The following is an 18,218-nucleotide window of genomic DNA, read 5'->3' on the forward strand; positions in this document are numbered from 1 at the left end:
AACGCAAAAAAACTGAACCAATTTGCTAATTAATCAACTGTAAACTGTATAACTTTCAACTCAACAACTAAAAATGACAGCAGAACAGCTTCTCGAAGGACATATCTTCCTTTTAGACAAACCTCTGGATTGGACTTCTTTTCAGGCGGTCAATAAAATGAAATACAAACTCAAAAGCGAGTTTGGTCTTCCGAAAAAATTTAAAATCGGTCATGCAGGAACCTTAGATCCGAGAGCGACAGGTCTTTTGATTGTTTGCACGGGTAAATTCACCAAAAAAATCCCTGAGATACAAGATGCTCCAAAAGAATATTGGACGGAAATTAAAATCGGAGTTCAGACAGAATCTTACGACACCGAAAAACCTGAGATTCTTCAGCAAGATATTGCTCATATTACAGAAGAGGATGTAAAGGAAGCTTTAGAGAAATTTTTAGGAGAAATTGAACAGAAACCACCTATTTTTTCAGCCATAAAAATAGATGGAAAAAGAGCTTACGACATGGCGAGAGCAGGGCAGGAGGTTGAGATGAAATCAAGAAAAACAACCATTACTTATATAAAAGATGTGGAAATCAATTTTCCGTTGGTGAGTTTTACAGTTGGCTGTTCGAAGGGAACATATATCAGAAGTTTAGCGCACGATATTGGTCAGAAATTGGGAGTTGGCGCATATTTAACCCAATTAAGACGAACAAAAATAGGCGACTACAACGTTGAACATGCAACCAGTGATTTTTTAGAAAACGACTACAGATTTGAGAATTTATAATAAGAAATTTATTTTTAGTATCATCTTAATGATTTATTTACAGTTATTTTCACAAATAGATCTCCCAAAAACCGAAAATGGATTTCTATTTTAATTCTAATTTGAATGTGGGTTATAATTTAGGAAACAGAATTAAAGAAAATCAAAACAAAGATTCTTAAGATTATCAGCAGAATGTTGCACCTTTTCTGCCAAATGATTTTACTTACGAAATCTCAGCAATAGGAGGTTACAATTTTCTTCCTAACTTTGCAATCTCCAACATGGGTGCTGTATTTATAGGAATCAGTTATGGAATTACTATTTTTAGTAATAAAAATTACACAATAGAAGAAATAGAATATGGAAAAGACACGTATCAATAAATACCTTTCGGAAGTTGGTTTCTGCTCAAGAAGAGCAGCAGATAAGCTTTTGGAGGAAGGAAGAATAAAAATCAACGGTAAAGTTCCTGAATTGGGAACTAAGGTTTCTGATGAAGATGTAGTAGAAGTTGACGGAAAACCCATTCGTGAAAATGACGAAAGCCCTATTTATATAGCTTTCAACAAACCTGTTGGAATAGTTTGTACTACAGATACAAAGCGTGAGATTGATAATATTATTGAATACATCAACCATCCGAAAAGAATTTTCCCCATCGGAAGATTAGATAAACCGAGTGAGGGTTTGATTTTACTGACCAACGACGGTGATATTGTCAACAAAATTCTGAGAGGAAAAAACAACCACGAAAAAGAATATCTGGTAAGAGTTGATAAACCTTTGAACTCAAAGTTTCTCGAAAAAATGCGAAATGGTGTTCCAATCTTGGATACCGTTACCAAAAAGTGTGAAGTTGAGAGAATTGATGATATGACTTTTCGAATTGTTTTGACGCAAGGTCTTAACAGACAGATCAGAAGAATGTGTGAATTTCTAGGCTATGAGGTGAAAAAACTAAAGCGTATAAGAATTATGAATATCAAATTAGATATGCCTTTGGGGAAATGGAGAGATTTGACCGCAGAAGAACTGTCCGAACTAAATATGATGCTTGATGGCTCGTCAAAAACGTTTGACTAAATAGATTTTCAAATAAATTTTAAATTCGGAATAAAAATTAATAATGCAATACAATTCTTTTTATAGTGATTTTTTTCGTGTATGACCATGAAATATTGATTAATAAATTGGTATTTTTAATTTTATCGTAAATAGATGCTGTAACCGTAAACCGTTATTTTTTAACGGTTTATGTTTTTTTTCACGTAAATGTTATATATTTGTCACAGATAATCATCAGATTATTTAATAGAAACACTAATATAAATTACTACGATGAAAAAAAACTTCTACCTAATAGTGGCTTTTAGTTTGCTATTTTCTTTCAAAACGAGTGCTCAAGTAGGGATAGGAACAACTACTATTGAAAATGATTTACTCCTAAAAATATCATCATCTAATAAAGGAATATTGATTCCTAATCTTTCAATCCCTGATCTAAGTTTAGCATCACCAGTTACCAATCCGGCAGTAGGGTTACTTGCTTACAATAATGCAACCGGAAAAAAAGGTTTTAACTTTTGGGATGGAGCAAAATGGAATGAACTCGTAGATACGAGAAACATCTATTCAGTTCTGGGTTTGACAATATCTTACAGTACCTCAAATTCTTCTGCAGTGGATATCAATGCAGTACGAGGTGCTATTAATTACTCGCAGAATTCTTTACCTGAAACAATTTGGACAGAAGTACCGGGGTTATCAAAAGATATTACAATCACTCATGCAAATAACAGTATTGCAGTTATCACCGAAGGGATGATTCAGGCCAACAACACGGTGGTGTCTACAGGGTCTGATGCATTCACTTATGCTGTAGGAATATTCATTGACGGAAAACTTTCTGGTGTAAGAAATTATTCAACAAAGTACTCGAATACATATCAGTATGATTTTTTCTCGATAAACAGTGTATTCAACAACTTAAGTTTAGGTAGTCATACCATCAAAACGTATGTGACTTTAAGGGCAAATAATCTTGCCGGAGTAACTTTATGGAGATATGGAGGTCCTGTAAATACATCTTCTGTAAACAATGATATGTCCAGAATCAATATGTTCATAAAACTGACAGAAAAATCTTAAAACAGAAAGAATGAAAAATACTTATTTGAAATTGCTTTTCCTCATATTAGGAAGCATTACTTACGCTCAGACTGGATCAGTAGGGATTGGCACGAATACTCCTAATGAATCTGCTATTTTAGATTTAGTATCATCAAACAAAGGGATGATGATGCCAAAAGTTTCACTAAACCCTTCAAATGCGTCAGATTATAGTTTTATGGCAACGCAGCCTACTGCTTCATTGCTTGTTTATAATACGAATACTGCATTTCCTGGCGGAACTGGCATTTATTATTGGGATGGTGTAAAATGGACTTTCTATTTTACATCTGCCAATATCAATCTTTTATTAGGTATTACGAAGTATTATTCTAAAGTATATCCTAATCAACTATTTTCATTTGATTATAATTCTGAAGCAAGTTCTGTGAGTTCTTTTGTGAATGGTTCTGCATTGGCTTTACCTTGGTTAAAAATTCCTGAAACAAATGATACACCCTTTAACATCACAATTGACAGAGCAAAAAACAATACTGTGATTACCCTGACAGGAATGGTTCAGCTTAGAAATACTAATGTAGCCAATACTAATGTTAATGTAAACTATGGTTTAGGGATTTTTGTTGATAACAAATTAATTTCATCTAAGGCTGTTTCTTTAAGTACAGATACTACCTGTGCATTTCAGGAGTTTACCATTACAGGTTTTGTTGATGATCTTACGGTAGGGTCACATACCATAACGTTTGGAGCAATGAACAGGTCTGGTACTGCCGGCAGCACATCACTTTATTTTGGAAGACAGGCAGGAGGATGTGGTAATCTCTCGAACGATGAAGTGAGAATCAGTTCTGTAGTTTTAGTTAGTCAACCTTTACCTTATTAATCATGAAAAAGATATATAATTTTATAATATTATTGGCGATTCCGTGTCTTACAACTGCACAAGTAGTAATGACAGATAAGACGGTGCCGATTATTGATAACAGTGCGATTCTTAAATTAGATTCTGATAAAAAAGGCGTTCTTTATCCTAGAATTGCTTTGAGTTCAAATACAGACATTGTCACTGTCGCAAATCCTCAAAACGGAAATGTGGTTTTTAATACAAATTCAACCGCTACATTACCACAAACAGTCACTTATTTTGAAGCCGGAAAATGGAATGCACTGTATACGAAAGAACAGGTGTCTACGAAGTTTGATCTGGTAAGTATAAGTTCAGTATCAGCTTCTCCATCAACTATTTCAATATCAGGATTCAAACCCGGAAATTTTAATATAGGAGATAATAGCACTGCAGATTGGACACCATTAAATATCAAGGATTCAAAAACTTTTACAAGAGCCAATAACTCTTTGGCTTTTACCTTGGAAGGAATGACTCAACTGGATATGTCTACCAATAAATATTATGAGTACGCAATAGGGGTTTTCGTCGACGGAAAATTGGCGGCAGTTAGAAAATACCACAAACACAACGAAAATTTTACCTGCTCATGGCATAAATTTGTTTTGAATGGTGTAGTAAATAATCTGAGTGTAGGCGTACCTCACTTAATAGAGGTAAAGGCGAGAAATATATCTGCTACCAACAGTGCAAGCACACCGGCACAAATAATTGTGTATGGCGGTCCTGCAAGATATGAGGACGGAACTCAATGCAACAATATGAGTAATTTTATGTCAAAAATTTCTTTAAGTACAACGGTTGTAGAGTCAATTAATTAGACGTGATTTTTATCATGATATGTGTTTTTAGTTACGGATGTGCTTTATGCCATCCGTTTTTTTGGTAAAGACTTGAAAGACAGTATTTACTATTATTCAATTTTGATTTAAAAAATATTGTTGCTATTAAAAAAAATCGTACTTTTGCACTCACTTTTGTGAACGTACTTTCGGCGAAGTAAAACATTAACAATTAACAACTTCCATATTTTTCAGGATTCACAGCAAAGCCGAGGTCTGTAGGAATTGGAATACAAATTTTATTAGAAAATGTCAAAAGAGACAAATTCAGCAGAGGTTATTCTTAACCAAAACGTAGCACCAGAACAATTTGACTGGGATTCTTTCGAATCTGGTCTGGATGCAGATGCTAGAAAAGAAAAAAGCGATCTTGAAGAAATCTATAACGGATCTCTTAGCAGCTTAAATGATAACGACGTTATCACTGGTAAAGTTGTAAGATTGACTGACAAAGAAGCTATCGTAGACATCGATTTCAAATCTGAAGGTGTTATTTCTCTTAACGAATTCCGTTACAACCCAGGCCTTAAAGTAGGTGATGATGTTGAAGTAATGGTAGACAGAAGAGAAGACAAAACTGGCCAATTACAATTATCTCACAGAAAAGCTAGAACGCTTAAAGCTTGGGATAGAGTAAACGAACTTCACGAAACTGGAGAAATCGTTAACGGTTTTGTTAAATCAAGAACTAAAGGAGGTATGATCGTTGACGTACACGGTATCGAAGCATTCTTACCAGGTTCTCAAATCGACGTTAAGCCAATCAAAGATTACGATCAGTTCGTAGGTAAAACTATGGAGTTCAAAGTTGTGAAAATCAACCCTGAGTTCAAAAACGTAGTAGTATCTCACAAAGCATTGATCGAAGCAGATATCGAAGGTCAGAAAAAAGAAATCATCGCGCAGCTTGAAAAAGGTCAGGTTCTTGAAGGTACTGTTAAGAATATTACTTCTTACGGTGTATTCGTAGATCTTGGTGGTGTAGACGGATTGATCCACATTACAGACCTTTCTTGGTCTAGAGTGAACCATCCATCTGAAATCTTAGAAGACGGACAAACTGTGAAAGTGGTTATCCTTGACTTTGATGACGAGAAAACAAGAATCCAATTGGGTATGAAGCAATTAGAAGCTCATCCTTGGGATGCTCTTTCTGCTGACATGAAAGTTGGTGATAAAGTAAAAGGAAAAGTAGTAGTTCTTGCTGACTATGGTGCATTCGTAGAGATCGCTCCAGGTGTAGAAGGATTAATTCACGTTTCTGAAATGTCTTGGTCTACTCATTTGAGAAGCGCAGGAGATTTCGTAAAAGTAGGTGACGAAGTTGAAGCTGAAGTACTTACTTTAGACAGAGAAGACAGAAAAATCTCTTTAGGTATGAAACAATTATCTAAAGATCCTTGGGAAAATATCGAAGCTAAATATCCGGTAGGTTCTGAGCACGTTGGGACTGTAAGAAACTTTACAAATTTCGGTGTATTCGTAGAATTGGAAGAAGGTATCGACGGATTGATCTATATCTCAGATCTTTCTTGGACTAAGAAAATCAAGCATCCATCAGAATTCTGTGCAGTAGGTGATAAATTGAATGTTGTAGTTCTAGAACTAGACATCCAGGCTAGAAGATTATCTCTAGGTCACAAGCAATTGACAGAAAACCCATGGGATAAATTTGAAACTAAATATGCTGAAGGAACTGTACACGCTGGTAAAGCTGTAGAAGTACACGATAAAGGTGCTTCTGTACAATTCGAAGATGCTGAAGTAGAAGCTTTCTGCCCTTCAAGATTATTAGAGAAAGAAGATGGATCTAAAATCAAAAAAGGTGAAGATGCTCAATTCAAAGTAATCGAATTCAACAAAGAATTCAAAAGAGTAGTAGTTTCTCACACAGGTATCTTCAGAGACGAAGAGAAAAAGAATGCAAGAGAAGCATCTAACAACAGATCTAATAATAACAACAGTAACACTTCATCTTCTTCAAACAACGAAGAAAGATCGACTTTAGGTGATATTGATGTATTAGCTGAATTGAAAAGAAAAATGGAAGGAGGTAAATAATCTCAAATCATTTTAATCAATACGAAGCCACTCGAAAGAGTGGCTTTTTTTTATTTTAATTTTTATATATTAATAATAAAAAGATTCTTACCTGAAAAAAAACTTTCATTAGTATAAAACTCGTATGTAATTTAGTAAATTGTTGCTATTTTTATAAATTATTAATAATCAAAAATATGAATTGTAATTTTACTCACAATATAAATACAAAAAGCATTCAAATTCTTTTGGTGCTCTTTATTTTAATTCCTTTTTCTGTTTTCTCTCAACAACAGAAAAGGTTGATTACAGATTATATTCTTACAAATCAAATTAAAGATTTTAAAAAATCAGATTTAATAGATTTTGAAATCGATAATGTAGATCAATCCCAATCTTTAAACGGAGAAATTGTAAAAATTCAGCAGAAATTTAAAGGCTATCCTATTTATAATGCTGTAGGAACAGTTTTAATTAAAAACGATAAAGTTGTCTATTTTTCAGATTCATTTTTAAAAAGTTACAATACTTCAACATCGAATGTCACAACATTAAGTAAAGAAAATGCCCTTGAAAGGATTGCGACACTTTTAGATAAAAAAGATGTAGTGGAATTTCAAATAATTGAAAATTCACAAGCTGAACCAACACATAGAAATTTCGCAAAGCAAAGTCAACTATTTGTCGAGGTTAATAATAATCTAAAATTGGCTTATCAATTTTATCTGCGTGAACCAAAATCTCAAAACACTTGGAATATTTTAGTTGATGCCAACACAGGAGAAATTTTAAACAAAGAAAATCTTACCTTATCATGTAATTTTCATACTGGAGCTTATGGTCATGATCATTCTAATGAAATTTTTTCTGAATCTATAATTAAAGTATCTGCATCTTCAGCTTTTCTTGCGCCTGATAATGCAAGTTACAATGTTTTTCCGTTACCAGTTGAAGCACCGACTTTCGGAAATAGATCAGTAGTCAATAATCCTTGGATTCTTGCCTCATCTCCAGAAGGATGGCATTCAACGGGAAATACAAATTATACAATAACGAGAGGTAACAATGTTTACGCTTATGAAGATACGGCAGATAAAGACGAACCAGGGTATTCTCCCGATGGTGGTGCAAACCGAAATTTTGATTTTCCGTTTTCTATTAATGGAACACCATCGTTTAACCGAAATTCTGCGATTACCAATCTTTTTTACATCAACAATAGAGTTCACGATATTTTTTATCAATTCGGATTTACTGAATCTGCCAGAAATTTCCAACAAAATAACTTTGGAAAAGGCGGAGCAGGAAATGATTATGTTTTAGCAGAATCTCAGGATGGAGGTGGTTTGAATAATGCCAATTTCACTACACCTTCCGACGGAAGCAGACCTGTCATGCAGATGTATCTTTGGTCGTCAGTGAACAGATATTTTTTCTATAATGCTCCATCATCGGCAGTTCCTCGGATTCCTCAGGCAAATCCTGCACAGTTTGGTCCACAGCTCAATGGAACTGGTGTTACAGGTAATATTGCTTTAGCTTCAAATATAAATGGGTGTTCTGCATTGCCAGCAGGATCTTTAGCAGGAAAAATAGCGCTCATCGAAAGAGGAGGATCTGCAAATTGTACATTTGTTGTAAAGGTAAAAAATGCTCAGAATGCCGGTGCAATTGCCGCAATTATTTATAATAATGCTGCTGCAGTTAATTTTCCGTCTTCAATGGGCGGCACTGATCCCACAATAACGATACCTTCAGTCTTGATTACCAATGATGAAGGTGAATATATTAAAACTCAATTAAGCAACTCGGTAACAGTAAATGTAACTTTAAAAAGTGATCCGGCAACTGCTCTTACACCCGACGGAAGTTTTGATAACGGAATCATTACCCACGAGTACGGTCACGGAATTTCAAACAGATTGACAGGAAACGGATCTACTTGTCTTTTAAAATCTCAAAGTAAAGAACAGATGGGCGAAGGCTGGTCAGATTTTTTTGCATTAATGCTTACCAACAGACCTGGTGATAATGCGAATGTTCCGAGAAGTATAGGATCTTATGCTAGCGGACAATCAACGAACGGGGTCGGATTTAGACCTGCAAAATATTCACCGGATTTTTCGATTAATGATTATACATACGCAGATACAAACGGAATGGAAATTGAGGAAGATTCTGAAATTGTTCCTGACGTTCACAGGATCGGATTTGTCTGGGCAACAATGCTTTGGGATCTACATTGGCAATATGCCGCAAAATATGGTTATTCTTCTGATGTAACTTCTAATAAGAATAGCGGAAGTGCAAGAGTTCTACAGCTGGTAACCGATGCTTTGAAACTTCAGGCTTGTAATCCTACATTTATAGATGGCCGTAATGCTATTTTATCTGCTGAAATGCTTACCACAAAAGGAGAAGACCGATGTATGATCTGGAAAACTTTTGCCAAAAGAGGTTTAGGTGTAAATGCTTTGGCAGGAAACAAAATGAATATCAGCGATCAGGTGGAAGATTTTTCAATTCCGAAAGATTGTACCGAAGGAAATTCAAATATTGCAATCGACAGAAGTTTAGTAAGAATCTATCCGAATCCTGCAAAAGATGAGTTTTTTATTTATTTAAAAGATTATTCCATCGGGAATGTTTATGTTCAAATCTACGATATGTCAGGAAAGTTGGTGTTGTCAGAGAATAGATCTTCTCCTGATTCAAGAATTCAGGTTTCAACAAGAGACTTTGAAAGTGGAGTCTATGTCGTAAAATTGCAAGGCATAGGAATTGACATCAGTTCGAAAATAATTATCAAAAAATAACACTAAAAGTCAATCAATACCATCACCTCAGAATTTCTGGGGTGGTTTTATTTAATATTGAAACTTCTCCAAACAAATTTTTATGTCGTACCTTTGCCGGCTGTAATAATGGATATGGAGAAGAAGAATATTTTAAAAGGAGTGTTGTTTGTTGGTATTGGTGCAAGTATTTATGGGATGTTGGCAACTTTTGTGAAGATGTCTTATAAAGAGGGTTTTACAACCTCTGAAGTCACAACCGCACAGTTTGTCATGGGATTTGTTGGTTTATTGATTTTAAATTTCATTCAAACCATTACATCAAAAAAAACTTTAGCTTCACCGACTTCAAAAGAGATTAAAATGTTAATGCTGGCAGGAACATCATTAGGATGCACAAGCTTGTTTTACTACCTGTCAGTGCAGTACATCAATGTCTCGATTGCTATCGTTCTCTTGATGCAGTCTGTTTGGTTCAGCGTCGTTGTAGAAAGTTTCATAACTAAAAAATTACCGACACTCAGAAAAGTGATTTCGGTTTGTATTGTTTTGTTGGGGACAGTTTTAGCCACAAATTTGATCAATCTTGAAGTGACCATTGATTGGCATGGTATCTTTTGGGGATTATTGGCGGCAGCATCATTTACGATGACGATGTTTACGTCAAATACTTTGGCGACGGGGTTACCGGTTCTTAGAAAAAGTATCATCATGCTGTCGGGAGGTTCGGTTGTTATCCTATTGTTTTTATTTTTTGCACAAATCGGGCCTCTTCATTTTGAAGGTTTAAAATCATTTTATCTGAATTTTACTGAAAATACACAACATATCCGACCTTTTGATTATTCTATTTTTTGGAAATACGGATTTATATTAGCACTGTTTGGAACCATCATTCCGCCGATTTTATTTAATCTTGGTTTTCCAAATACAGGCCTGGGATTAGGAAGTATTATTTCCTCACTGGAACTTCCTGTTTCCGTGACGATGGCGTTCGTTTTATTAAGCGAAAAAGTAATCCTCATTCAATGGATTGGAATTGTTTTAATTCTTTTCGCAATTGTTTTAATGAATCTGCCTTCAAAAAAAGAAAGACTTATTAGTAAACAGTTTTCTTGAAATTATAATTAAGATTTTGATAACTAACGTATTAAAATAAAGTGCTTTGTGGTCTTAGCTGAGTGGAACGCCTTTGCGAGCTTTTAAAGCAGTTAGTAGTAAAAAAATCTTTGTGAACTTTGCGTTAAAAATCAGATAGCAATAATTATAATTAAAATATAAATAACGCCAGAAACCGTTTCTTTTGAAGCGGTTTTTTTAAATTTATATCTAAAATCAATTTTTCATGACCAAATTTAAAAATATTATCACTGGAATTTCACTTACGATCACCACAACGCTGGCTTTTTCACAGATAAAACCTTTAGATGCAGCGCTTTCAAATTATCAATATCCTTTTGAAGTTCATTTTAAAGATTTAAATTCTCAAAAACAAAATCTGAAAATGGCCTACATGGATGTGAAGCCTAGAAAATCTAACGGAAAAACCATCATGCTTCTGCATGGGAAAAATTTTAACGGAGCGTATTGGGAAAAAACGGCAAAAGATTTATCAGATAAAGGTTTCAGGATAATTATTCCGGATCAGATTGGCTTTGGGAAATCTTCAAAACCTCAAAGTTATCAGTTTTCATTTGCGCAGTTAGCAAGCAATACCAAAGCAATTTTAGATGATTTGGAAATTGATAAAATTATTGTTCTCGGTCATTCAATGGGTGGAATGGTTGCTACAAGATTTACTTTAATGTATCCCGAAAACGTAGAAAAATTAATTCTCGAAAATCCAATCGGATTAGAAGATTATAAAGCTTTAGCGAAATATCAAACTGTCGATGAAGCCTATCAATCTGAATTAAAAAATACCGCAGAATCATATAAAAATTATCAGCTGAAATTTTACTACGACAACAAATGGAAAGCAGAATACCAACCTTGGTTAGATCTTATCGCAGGCTGGACTTTGCACAAAGACTATCCACAAGTCGCCTGGAATGCTGCGTTGACGAGTGATATCATTTTCAATCAGCCCGTAGTTTATGAGTTTAAAAATATTAAAACGCCAACCTTACTGATAATCGGAACAAGAGACCGAACCGCCATCGGAAAAGATCGTGCTCCAAAAGAAATTCAGCCAACGATGGGGCAATATCAGGAATTAGGTAAAAAAACGCAACAGCAAATTGCTGGATCAAAATTGGTAGAATTAGAAAATGTAGGTCACCTTCCGCACATTGAAGTTTACGATAAATTTTGGAATGCTCTTTATGACTTTATTAAATAGGAGGGGAGTTGGAAGCTAGGTGCTGGAAGTTTACAGCCTTGAAAATAACTCAAGTTTATTCATTACTCCTGTATTATAAACGGAACAAAAATTCCCATCCTTTGGAGGGGTGGCAAAAATTCAAAGAATTTTTGACGGGGTGGTTATAAAACTTCGCTTTTATTAGGCCTGATTGGAACGACATCCTTTTTCTGAAATGGCTTGAAAAAAAGTGTTGGCGAAAAAGATATAGTGGAAAGCGGGAAATAGCTTCTAAAAATAATTAATGTACAATAAGTGTAATAATTGAGATTGCTTTGTCGCTTCGCTTCTCGCAATGACAAAAAATAAAAAGAGACCGCTAAAAATTAGCAGTCTCTCTTCGTATGTGTTGTTGTCTGAATTATTTCTTCTTGTAAGCAGCGTCTTTAATTCTCGCTTTTTTACCTCTAAGATCTCTGAAGTAGTAAATTCTAGATCTTCTAACTCTACCTCTTCTGTCAACTTCGATTTTTTGAAGAGCAGGCATGTTGATAGGGAAAACTCTTTCTACACCTACATCACCACTCATTTTTCTGATTGTAAAAGTCTTTGTAGAACCTGTTCCTCTCAATTGGATTACAGTTCCTTTGAAGAACTGAGTTCTAGTTTTTTGACCTTCCTTAATCTCGTAATACACAGTGATTGTATCACCAGCTTTGAATTCAGGGAATTCTTTTTTTGTAATGTACTTGTCTTGTACGTACTTTAATAAATCCATTATTAATAAAATAAAATGTGTTACGCTAAGCAACTTTCACGGACTTCGTCAGAGGTTGAATAACAGGTTGCAAATATATGAAATACTTTTTGAATATGCCAAACAATTTTGTGATACTAAATTGTGTTTTTTTATATTTTTTTTCGGAGAAAAATTAATGGTTGCTTATCATTAATGTCATTTTGAGTTTATAAGTGAAATTTATATTTGCCGGATCATAAAAATCACATAATCACTTAACAATAAACTCAACTAAAATTACCATGAGGCATTATCTATTATTCTTTTTTTTCGCCGTCCAGATGACGTACGCTCAGGTTTTGTATCCTTACCTGCAAAATCCTGCTCACAATTCTATGATTGTCAACTGGAAGACAAGCTCAGACAATGAAACCACGGTTCTTTACGGAAATTCTCCAACGAACCTTAATGTGACTGTAACAGGAACTACCAATATTTTTTCTGATACAGGCTACAATAACAATTACTATTATCACACGGCAAAGATTACCAATTTGCAACCTAACACCAAGTATTATTACAAAATAAAAACGGGAACCAGCGAATCTGCAGTGTATAACTTCAGAACACTTCCTCTTCCCGGGCAGCCTGTAACTCTTGATGGCAAAATAAGGTTTTTGATTATGGGAGACAACCAGATCAAGGCAGAACCTCGATATGATTCGTTAAATTACAAAGCGTACAAAAAGCTTAAAGAAAAGTTCGGGCTTACGTCTGACCCTTCAGATAATATTGCGTTGACATTTATGGTTGGAGATCAGGTAGATGTCGGGACTCTTGATCATTATGAAAATGTTCATTTCAAAAAAAATAGAAAACTATCGCCCTACCTTCCGATACTGACAACAGTTGGAAACCATGAAACCTATGGAACATTGGGAATGAATTCTTACTATGCACATTTTAATATTGATGAAATTAAATATAAAAATATCACATCAGGTAACGAAAACTATTATGCTCAACAAGCGGGAAATGTTTTGTTCGTAAGTTTAAGTTCAGAGCATACAGGCTCAGCACAGCAAACTTGGCTTCAGCAAATTTTAACCGAAGCAAATAATGATCCTACCGTTGACTGGATTATCTCATTAAGCCACAGACCTTATCAGGCAGAACAATATGTAGGTGATATTTCTACATGGGTAAGAAACAATGCAGTTCCGCTTTTGGCAGGATCAGACAAATATTTGATGCATGTAGGAGCTCACCATCACCTTTATCACAGAGGACAGTTAAAAAACACTCCAAATTATCAGATTATTTCAGGTGGAACGGCTTGGGATCAATATTGGGGAATGTCTACCGAACAAGATTTTGACGACGTACAGAAAACATTAACAGACTGGACGTACCAAATCATCGAAGTGGATGTCACCAACGGAAAAGTAGATATCGAAAGTTATTCTATCGGAGGTATTTATACTCAAAAAGACAATGTACTGATTGACTCATTCCACAGGTATAAAAATAAACCTAAACCGTTGAAGCCGTCAATTACAAACACTTTCACAGCACCAATCACTTTGCCTTTAACGTTAAACGGAAGTACTTTTTCTTCACCGGCAAACGAACTTTTAAATACAACTCAGTTTTTAGTGAGTAAAGTCGCTGACTTTTCGGTGATTGAAAAAGAATTTTACAGAGATTACGAAAACTGGTTCGGGAAAGATGGTAACGGAAATCCAGATCTTACCAAAAACCTGAATGCAGGTGTTGATATTACCAAAGTAACTTTCGCAGCAAACTCTATCACCAACGGAGTTTATTATGTGAAAACCCGTTACAGAGACAGAAATATGGAGTGGAGTGACTGGAGTGATGTGAAGCAATTTGAAGTGACAGGAAGTGTAGTTTCAAATCCTACTTTTACTTTGAATAAAACAGAATACCTGCAAAATGAAGCGATTGCAGCTACTTACAATGACGGACCAGGAAATCAGCAGGATTGGGTCGCTATCTATAAAAAAGGACAAAACCCAGCATCAGTAACTTCACAGGGTTATATTTATACGAACGGGCAAACTTCAGGAATTGCAAACTTCCCGAATGGTTTAACAACTAAAGGACAGTACTTTGCAGGATTTTTTGCAAATAACGGTTATACAGAAATTGCACCTAGAAAAAGTTTTTATGTAGGGCCGAAAGCAGTGCTTCAAACTACTGCAGATGCATATCCGGTTGGAGGAACAGTAGTAGTTAATTTTTCAAATGGTCCAAATTTAATAAAAGACTGGATCGGAATTTACAAAATGGGACATGTTCCAGGGCCAACTCCGGCAACGAAGTGGAGTTATGTAACAACGGCTTCTGGAACTCTTAATTTTACAGGGCTTCCAAAAGGATATTATTATGCTCAGTATTTCCTTGAAGACGGCTACACCACAGTAGGAGAGAAGGTTTTCTTTAAGGTTGGAGATATTGTGACAGACCTTTGGATCAATAAACCTATTTATACTTTAGGTGAAAATATTTCTGCATCATGGACGGATTCTCCGGGCATTATCAAAGACTGGTTAGGAATTTATCCTCAAAATATTTCTGTTCCGGATGATAATTTTGTTTCATACACTTATTTTGATGGAATTACCCAAGGTACAAAAGCTATTACCGGAAATGTAAATGGAGTACCAACCACAGCGGGTAATTATTACATGGTGATGTTTACCAATGATTCTTATACAGAAGTTTCAAACAGAGTACAGTTTCAGGTAACTTCAGCTACATTGGGAACTGAAGAAACGAAGAATAAGACTGAAAAAAATGTAGTTTTATATCCTAATCCTACAAAACCAGGACAGCCGACTTTTATCAAAAGTGATTATCCTATTGAGAAAATTGAATTAATTTCAGCGACAGGTCAATTGTTGTACAAATCTGAAAACGTACAAAATCAGCGTTTTTCTTTAGTCAACGAAAACCTGCCAAAAGGTGTTTATTTTGTAAAAGTACATACCAGAAAATTATTTACTTTAAAATTAATTATTGAATAAAACTAGTCACAACTGATTGATAAAGAGCGGAACTTGTTTCCGCTTTTTTGTTTTTAAATAATACTGAAAATGAAATTCTATTTAAATCTTTCTCAAAATTTATTTGAAATACTGAAGGTGTCATAAAAATGTTTAAATTTAAAACTGAAAAAAATCAAATGTTTCATGATAGATAAAAGAGTAAAAAATGCTGCTGAAGCTATTGAAGGAATCCAAGACGGAATGACACTAATGCTTGGCGGATTCGGTCTTTGCGGAATTCCAGAAAATTCAATCAATGCATTGGTAGATAGTGATGTAAAAGATTTGACATGTATTTCAAACAACGCAGGAGTAGATGATTTTGGTTTGGGATTATTGTTACAGAAAAAGCAGATTAAAAAAATGATTTCTTCCTACGTTGGCGAAAATGCAGAATTTGAAAGACAAATGCTTTCTGGTGAATTAGATGTTGAATTGACACCACAGGGAACTTTAGCCGAGAAATGTCGTGCCGCTCAGGCGGGAATTCCTGCATTCTACACACCGGCCGGTTTCGGAACTGAAGTCGCAGAAGGGAAAGAAGTAAAAGATTTCAAAGGGAAACCACATATTTTGGAGCACGCTTACGAAGCAGATTATTCAATAGTAAAAGCCTGGAAAGGTGATCACGCAGGAAATTTAATTTTTAAAGGATCAGCAAGAAATTTCAACCATCCAATGGCGGGTGCTGGTAAAATCACCATCGCTGAAGTTGAAGAATTAGTTGCTCCGGGAGAATTAGATCCAAACCAGATTCATATTCCGGGAATTATGATTCAAAGAATTTTCCAGGGAGAAAAATTTGAGAAAAGAATCGAGCAAAGAACAGTGAGACAAAAAGCTTAATTTCTATTCAGCTACCTTAAAAATGATCCCAAAAAATAATTTTGGGGTCTTTTTTTTTAAAATCAAAAGTGAGACAATAAATATCCACAATTAATATAAAACTTCAGCATCCCTCTATTATCATAACCTATATCCAATTCTCAATCCGAAACAAAAGTTAAACAGATTTCCGGAACTTTCTTCCATATTCAACTCTCTGAAAAGTGGCACCAAGCCAGTCCCTACAATTTCATGTTTTGTTTTATCATATTGAATGTCGCTGTTTCTTATCTTTCGATTCATCATTCCCAGTCCAATAAATGGTTCCAGAACTATTTTTTCAGATAATGAAATTTGATTTCCGAAAGTAATATTAAAACCTTTGGCTGTTCTTTTTGTTCCGAAGTTGTCTGTATACTTTACATCCGCATCATTTGTCGGAGAAAAATCTACAAAATCTGTGTTCTGGTTTTCACGATAAAATAGTTGTAGCCCAACAAAAAATTCATTTCTTTTAGGTTCAATTCTTGAATTCAATAATTTGAATAAATAAACACGACCTTCAAGATTGGTTTTAAAACCTTTAGATTTTAACAGGATCGTATCTTCTTTATTAAAATCATACAATTGATACCCTACTTCAGCATTGATACTGAAGTAAGGATTTATTTTTCTTTCAGCTGAAATTTGTAAAGTGGGATAAGAAACTACATCTACCAACTGTGCTGCATTTAGTTTTAAAATCCAATTACTTTCTTTGGATTCCTGTGCGAAAATTAAAGTTGAGAACATCAAAATGATAACAGATAATTTTCCTTTCATTTTTAAAAAGTAGTTTTAAATGAATGTTATTGTTTTTTTTACTAGATTTAATTAAAGGCCTAATTTAGTAAAATTTTCATTTCTAAGGGATTAAAACCTACGGATTTAAAAAAAACCACCAATAAAATTTATGGTAAACTTAGAAAAGAAAAAATTTCGTAATTCTGAAAAAATGGCTAATTTGGCGGGACAAGAATATGCTATGCTAACGAAAGAACAAATTGCACAAAGAATTTCAAAAGAGGTAAAAGACGGATATTACGTAAACTTAGGAATCGGAATCCCAACATTGGTGGCCAACTATGTTCCCGATAATCTTTCAGTAGAGTTTCAGAGTGAAAACGGAGTTTTAGGAATGGGACCATTTCCTTTCGAGGGCGAAGAAGACGCAGACGTTATCAATGCCGGAAAACAGACTATTACCATTTTAGAAGGCGGTTCATTTTTCGATTCTGCATTTAGTTTCGGGATGATCAGAAGTCAGAAAGTTGACTTGACCATTCTTGGCGCAATGGAAGTTTCAGAAAACGGAGACATTGCCAACTGGAAAATCCCAGGAAAAATGGTGAAAGGAATGGGTGGCGCAATGGATTTAGTAGCTTCTGCAGAAAATATTATCGTTGCGATGATGCACGTCAACAAAGCTGGAGAAAGTAAAATCCTGAAAAAGTGTACACTTCCTTTAACAGGAATTAACTGCGTGAAAAAAATAGTAACTGAATTGGCTGTTTTAGACGTTACACCGACCGGATTCAAACTCGTTGAAAGAGCTCCCGGAGTTTCTGTAGAACACATCATCAAATCAACAGAAGCAGATTTAATCATCGAAGGAGAAATTCCTGAAATGCAATTCTAAATAAAACGAAAACCTTGTCATTGACAAGGTTTTTTGTTGAAAATATTTATTTCAATTAAATTGATATAGGAAATCGTAGCGTTAAGAAAATAAATTCTGTGAACGTTAAGAAAATTCTACTGTTTGAAGCGC

At 34.8% G+C, this 18,218-nt stretch carries 14 protein-coding genes; 12 read left to right on the top strand and 2 right to left on the bottom strand.

The features are described from left to right. Nucleotides 1–73: 73 nt before the first annotated feature. The 9 genes from truB to LNP04_RS18940 all read left to right on the top strand — a co-directional run bounded on the left by truB (nt 74) and on the right by LNP04_RS18940 (nt 11,812). On the top strand, nt 74–772 hold the full coding sequence (gene truB / locus LNP04_RS18900; protein WP_229984440.1) for a tRNA pseudouridine(55) synthase TruB: 699 nt from the start codon (nt 74–76) through the stop codon (nt 770–772). A 342-nt stretch (nt 773–1,114) separates the two neighbouring features. Then, nucleotides 1,115–1,837 carry a 23S rRNA pseudouridine(2604) synthase RluF gene (gene rluF / locus LNP04_RS18905; protein WP_229984441.1) on the top strand — a complete coding sequence of 241 codons (723 nt, stop codon included), beginning with the start codon at nt 1,115–1,117 and terminating at the stop codon, nt 1,835–1,837. Nucleotides 1,838–2,092: 255 nt separating this feature from the next. Further along, complete coding sequence (locus LNP04_RS18910) at nt 2,093–2,902, top strand: hypothetical protein (protein ID WP_229984442.1); 810 nt, start codon at nt 2,093–2,095, stop codon at nt 2,900–2,902. A 10-nt stretch (nt 2,903–2,912) separates the two neighbouring features. Then, nucleotides 2,913–3,770, top strand: coding sequence for a hypothetical protein (locus LNP04_RS18915; protein ID WP_229984443.1), 858 nt, complete (start codon nt 2,913–2,915; stop codon nt 3,768–3,770). Nucleotides 3,771–3,772: 2 nt separating this feature from the next. Then, nucleotides 3,773–4,615: a hypothetical protein gene (locus LNP04_RS18920; protein ID WP_229984444.1), complete on the top strand. Its 843-nt coding sequence runs from the start codon at nt 3,773–3,775 to the stop codon at nt 4,613–4,615. A gap of 270 nt (nt 4,616–4,885) precedes the next feature. After that, the gene (rpsA, locus tag LNP04_RS18925; RefSeq protein ID WP_229984445.1) at nt 4,886–6,697 is read left to right on the top strand and encodes a 30S ribosomal protein S1; all 1,812 of its coding nucleotides are present in this window, start codon (nt 4,886–4,888) and stop codon (nt 6,695–6,697) included. 176 nt (nt 6,698–6,873) lie between these two features. Then, nucleotides 6,874–9,492 carry a T9SS-dependent M36 family metallopeptidase gene (locus tag LNP04_RS18930; protein ID WP_229984446.1) on the top strand — a complete coding sequence of 873 codons (2,619 nt, stop codon included), beginning with the start codon at nt 6,874–6,876 and terminating at the stop codon, nt 9,490–9,492. Between the two features lie 114 nt (nt 9,493–9,606). Continuing rightward, on the top strand, nt 9,607–10,590 hold the full coding sequence (locus LNP04_RS18935; protein ID WP_229984447.1) for a DMT family transporter: 984 nt from the start codon (nt 9,607–9,609) through the stop codon (nt 10,588–10,590). 226 nt (nt 10,591–10,816) lie between these two features. After that, nucleotides 10,817–11,812: an alpha/beta fold hydrolase gene (locus tag LNP04_RS18940; RefSeq protein ID WP_229984448.1), complete on the top strand. Its 996-nt coding sequence runs from the start codon at nt 10,817–10,819 to the stop codon at nt 11,810–11,812. A 382-nt stretch (nt 11,813–12,194) separates the two neighbouring features. Here the strand turns inward: LNP04_RS18940 and rplS are convergent, their stop codons facing one another. Beyond that, nucleotides 12,195–12,551 (bottom strand): 50S ribosomal protein L19, encoded by a 357-nt coding sequence (gene rplS, locus LNP04_RS18945; protein WP_034709455.1) that lies wholly within the window; start codon nt 12,549–12,551, stop codon nt 12,195–12,197. Nucleotides 12,552–12,814: 263 nt separating this feature from the next. On the opposite strand from rplS, the gene LNP04_RS18950 reads away from it, so the two are divergent. After that, the gene (locus tag LNP04_RS18950; protein ID WP_229984449.1) at nt 12,815–15,562 is read left to right on the top strand and encodes a fibronectin type III domain-containing protein; all 2,748 of its coding nucleotides are present in this window, start codon (nt 12,815–12,817) and stop codon (nt 15,560–15,562) included. 165 nt (nt 15,563–15,727) lie between these two features. Beyond that, nucleotides 15,728–16,429 carry a CoA transferase subunit A gene (locus tag LNP04_RS18955; protein ID WP_229984450.1) on the top strand — a complete coding sequence of 234 codons (702 nt, stop codon included), beginning with the start codon at nt 15,728–15,730 and terminating at the stop codon, nt 16,427–16,429. Nucleotides 16,430–16,549: 120 nt separating this feature from the next. Here the strand turns inward: LNP04_RS18955 and LNP04_RS18960 are convergent, their stop codons facing one another. Continuing rightward, nucleotides 16,550–17,230: a DUF3575 domain-containing protein gene (locus LNP04_RS18960; protein ID WP_229984451.1), complete on the bottom strand. Its 681-nt coding sequence runs from the start codon at nt 17,228–17,230 to the stop codon at nt 16,550–16,552. Nucleotides 17,231–17,432: 202 nt separating this feature from the next. Between LNP04_RS18960 and LNP04_RS18965 the strand changes: the two genes are divergently transcribed. Continuing rightward, nucleotides 17,433–18,086 (top strand): CoA transferase subunit B, encoded by a 654-nt coding sequence (locus LNP04_RS18965; protein WP_229986323.1) that lies wholly within the window; start codon nt 17,433–17,435, stop codon nt 18,084–18,086. Nucleotides 18,087–18,218: the final 132 nt, after the last annotated feature.

This window comes from Chryseobacterium sp. C-71 (genome assembly GCF_020911865.1).
Taxonomy (GTDB): domain Bacteria; phylum Bacteroidota; class Bacteroidia; order Flavobacteriales; family Weeksellaceae; genus Chryseobacterium.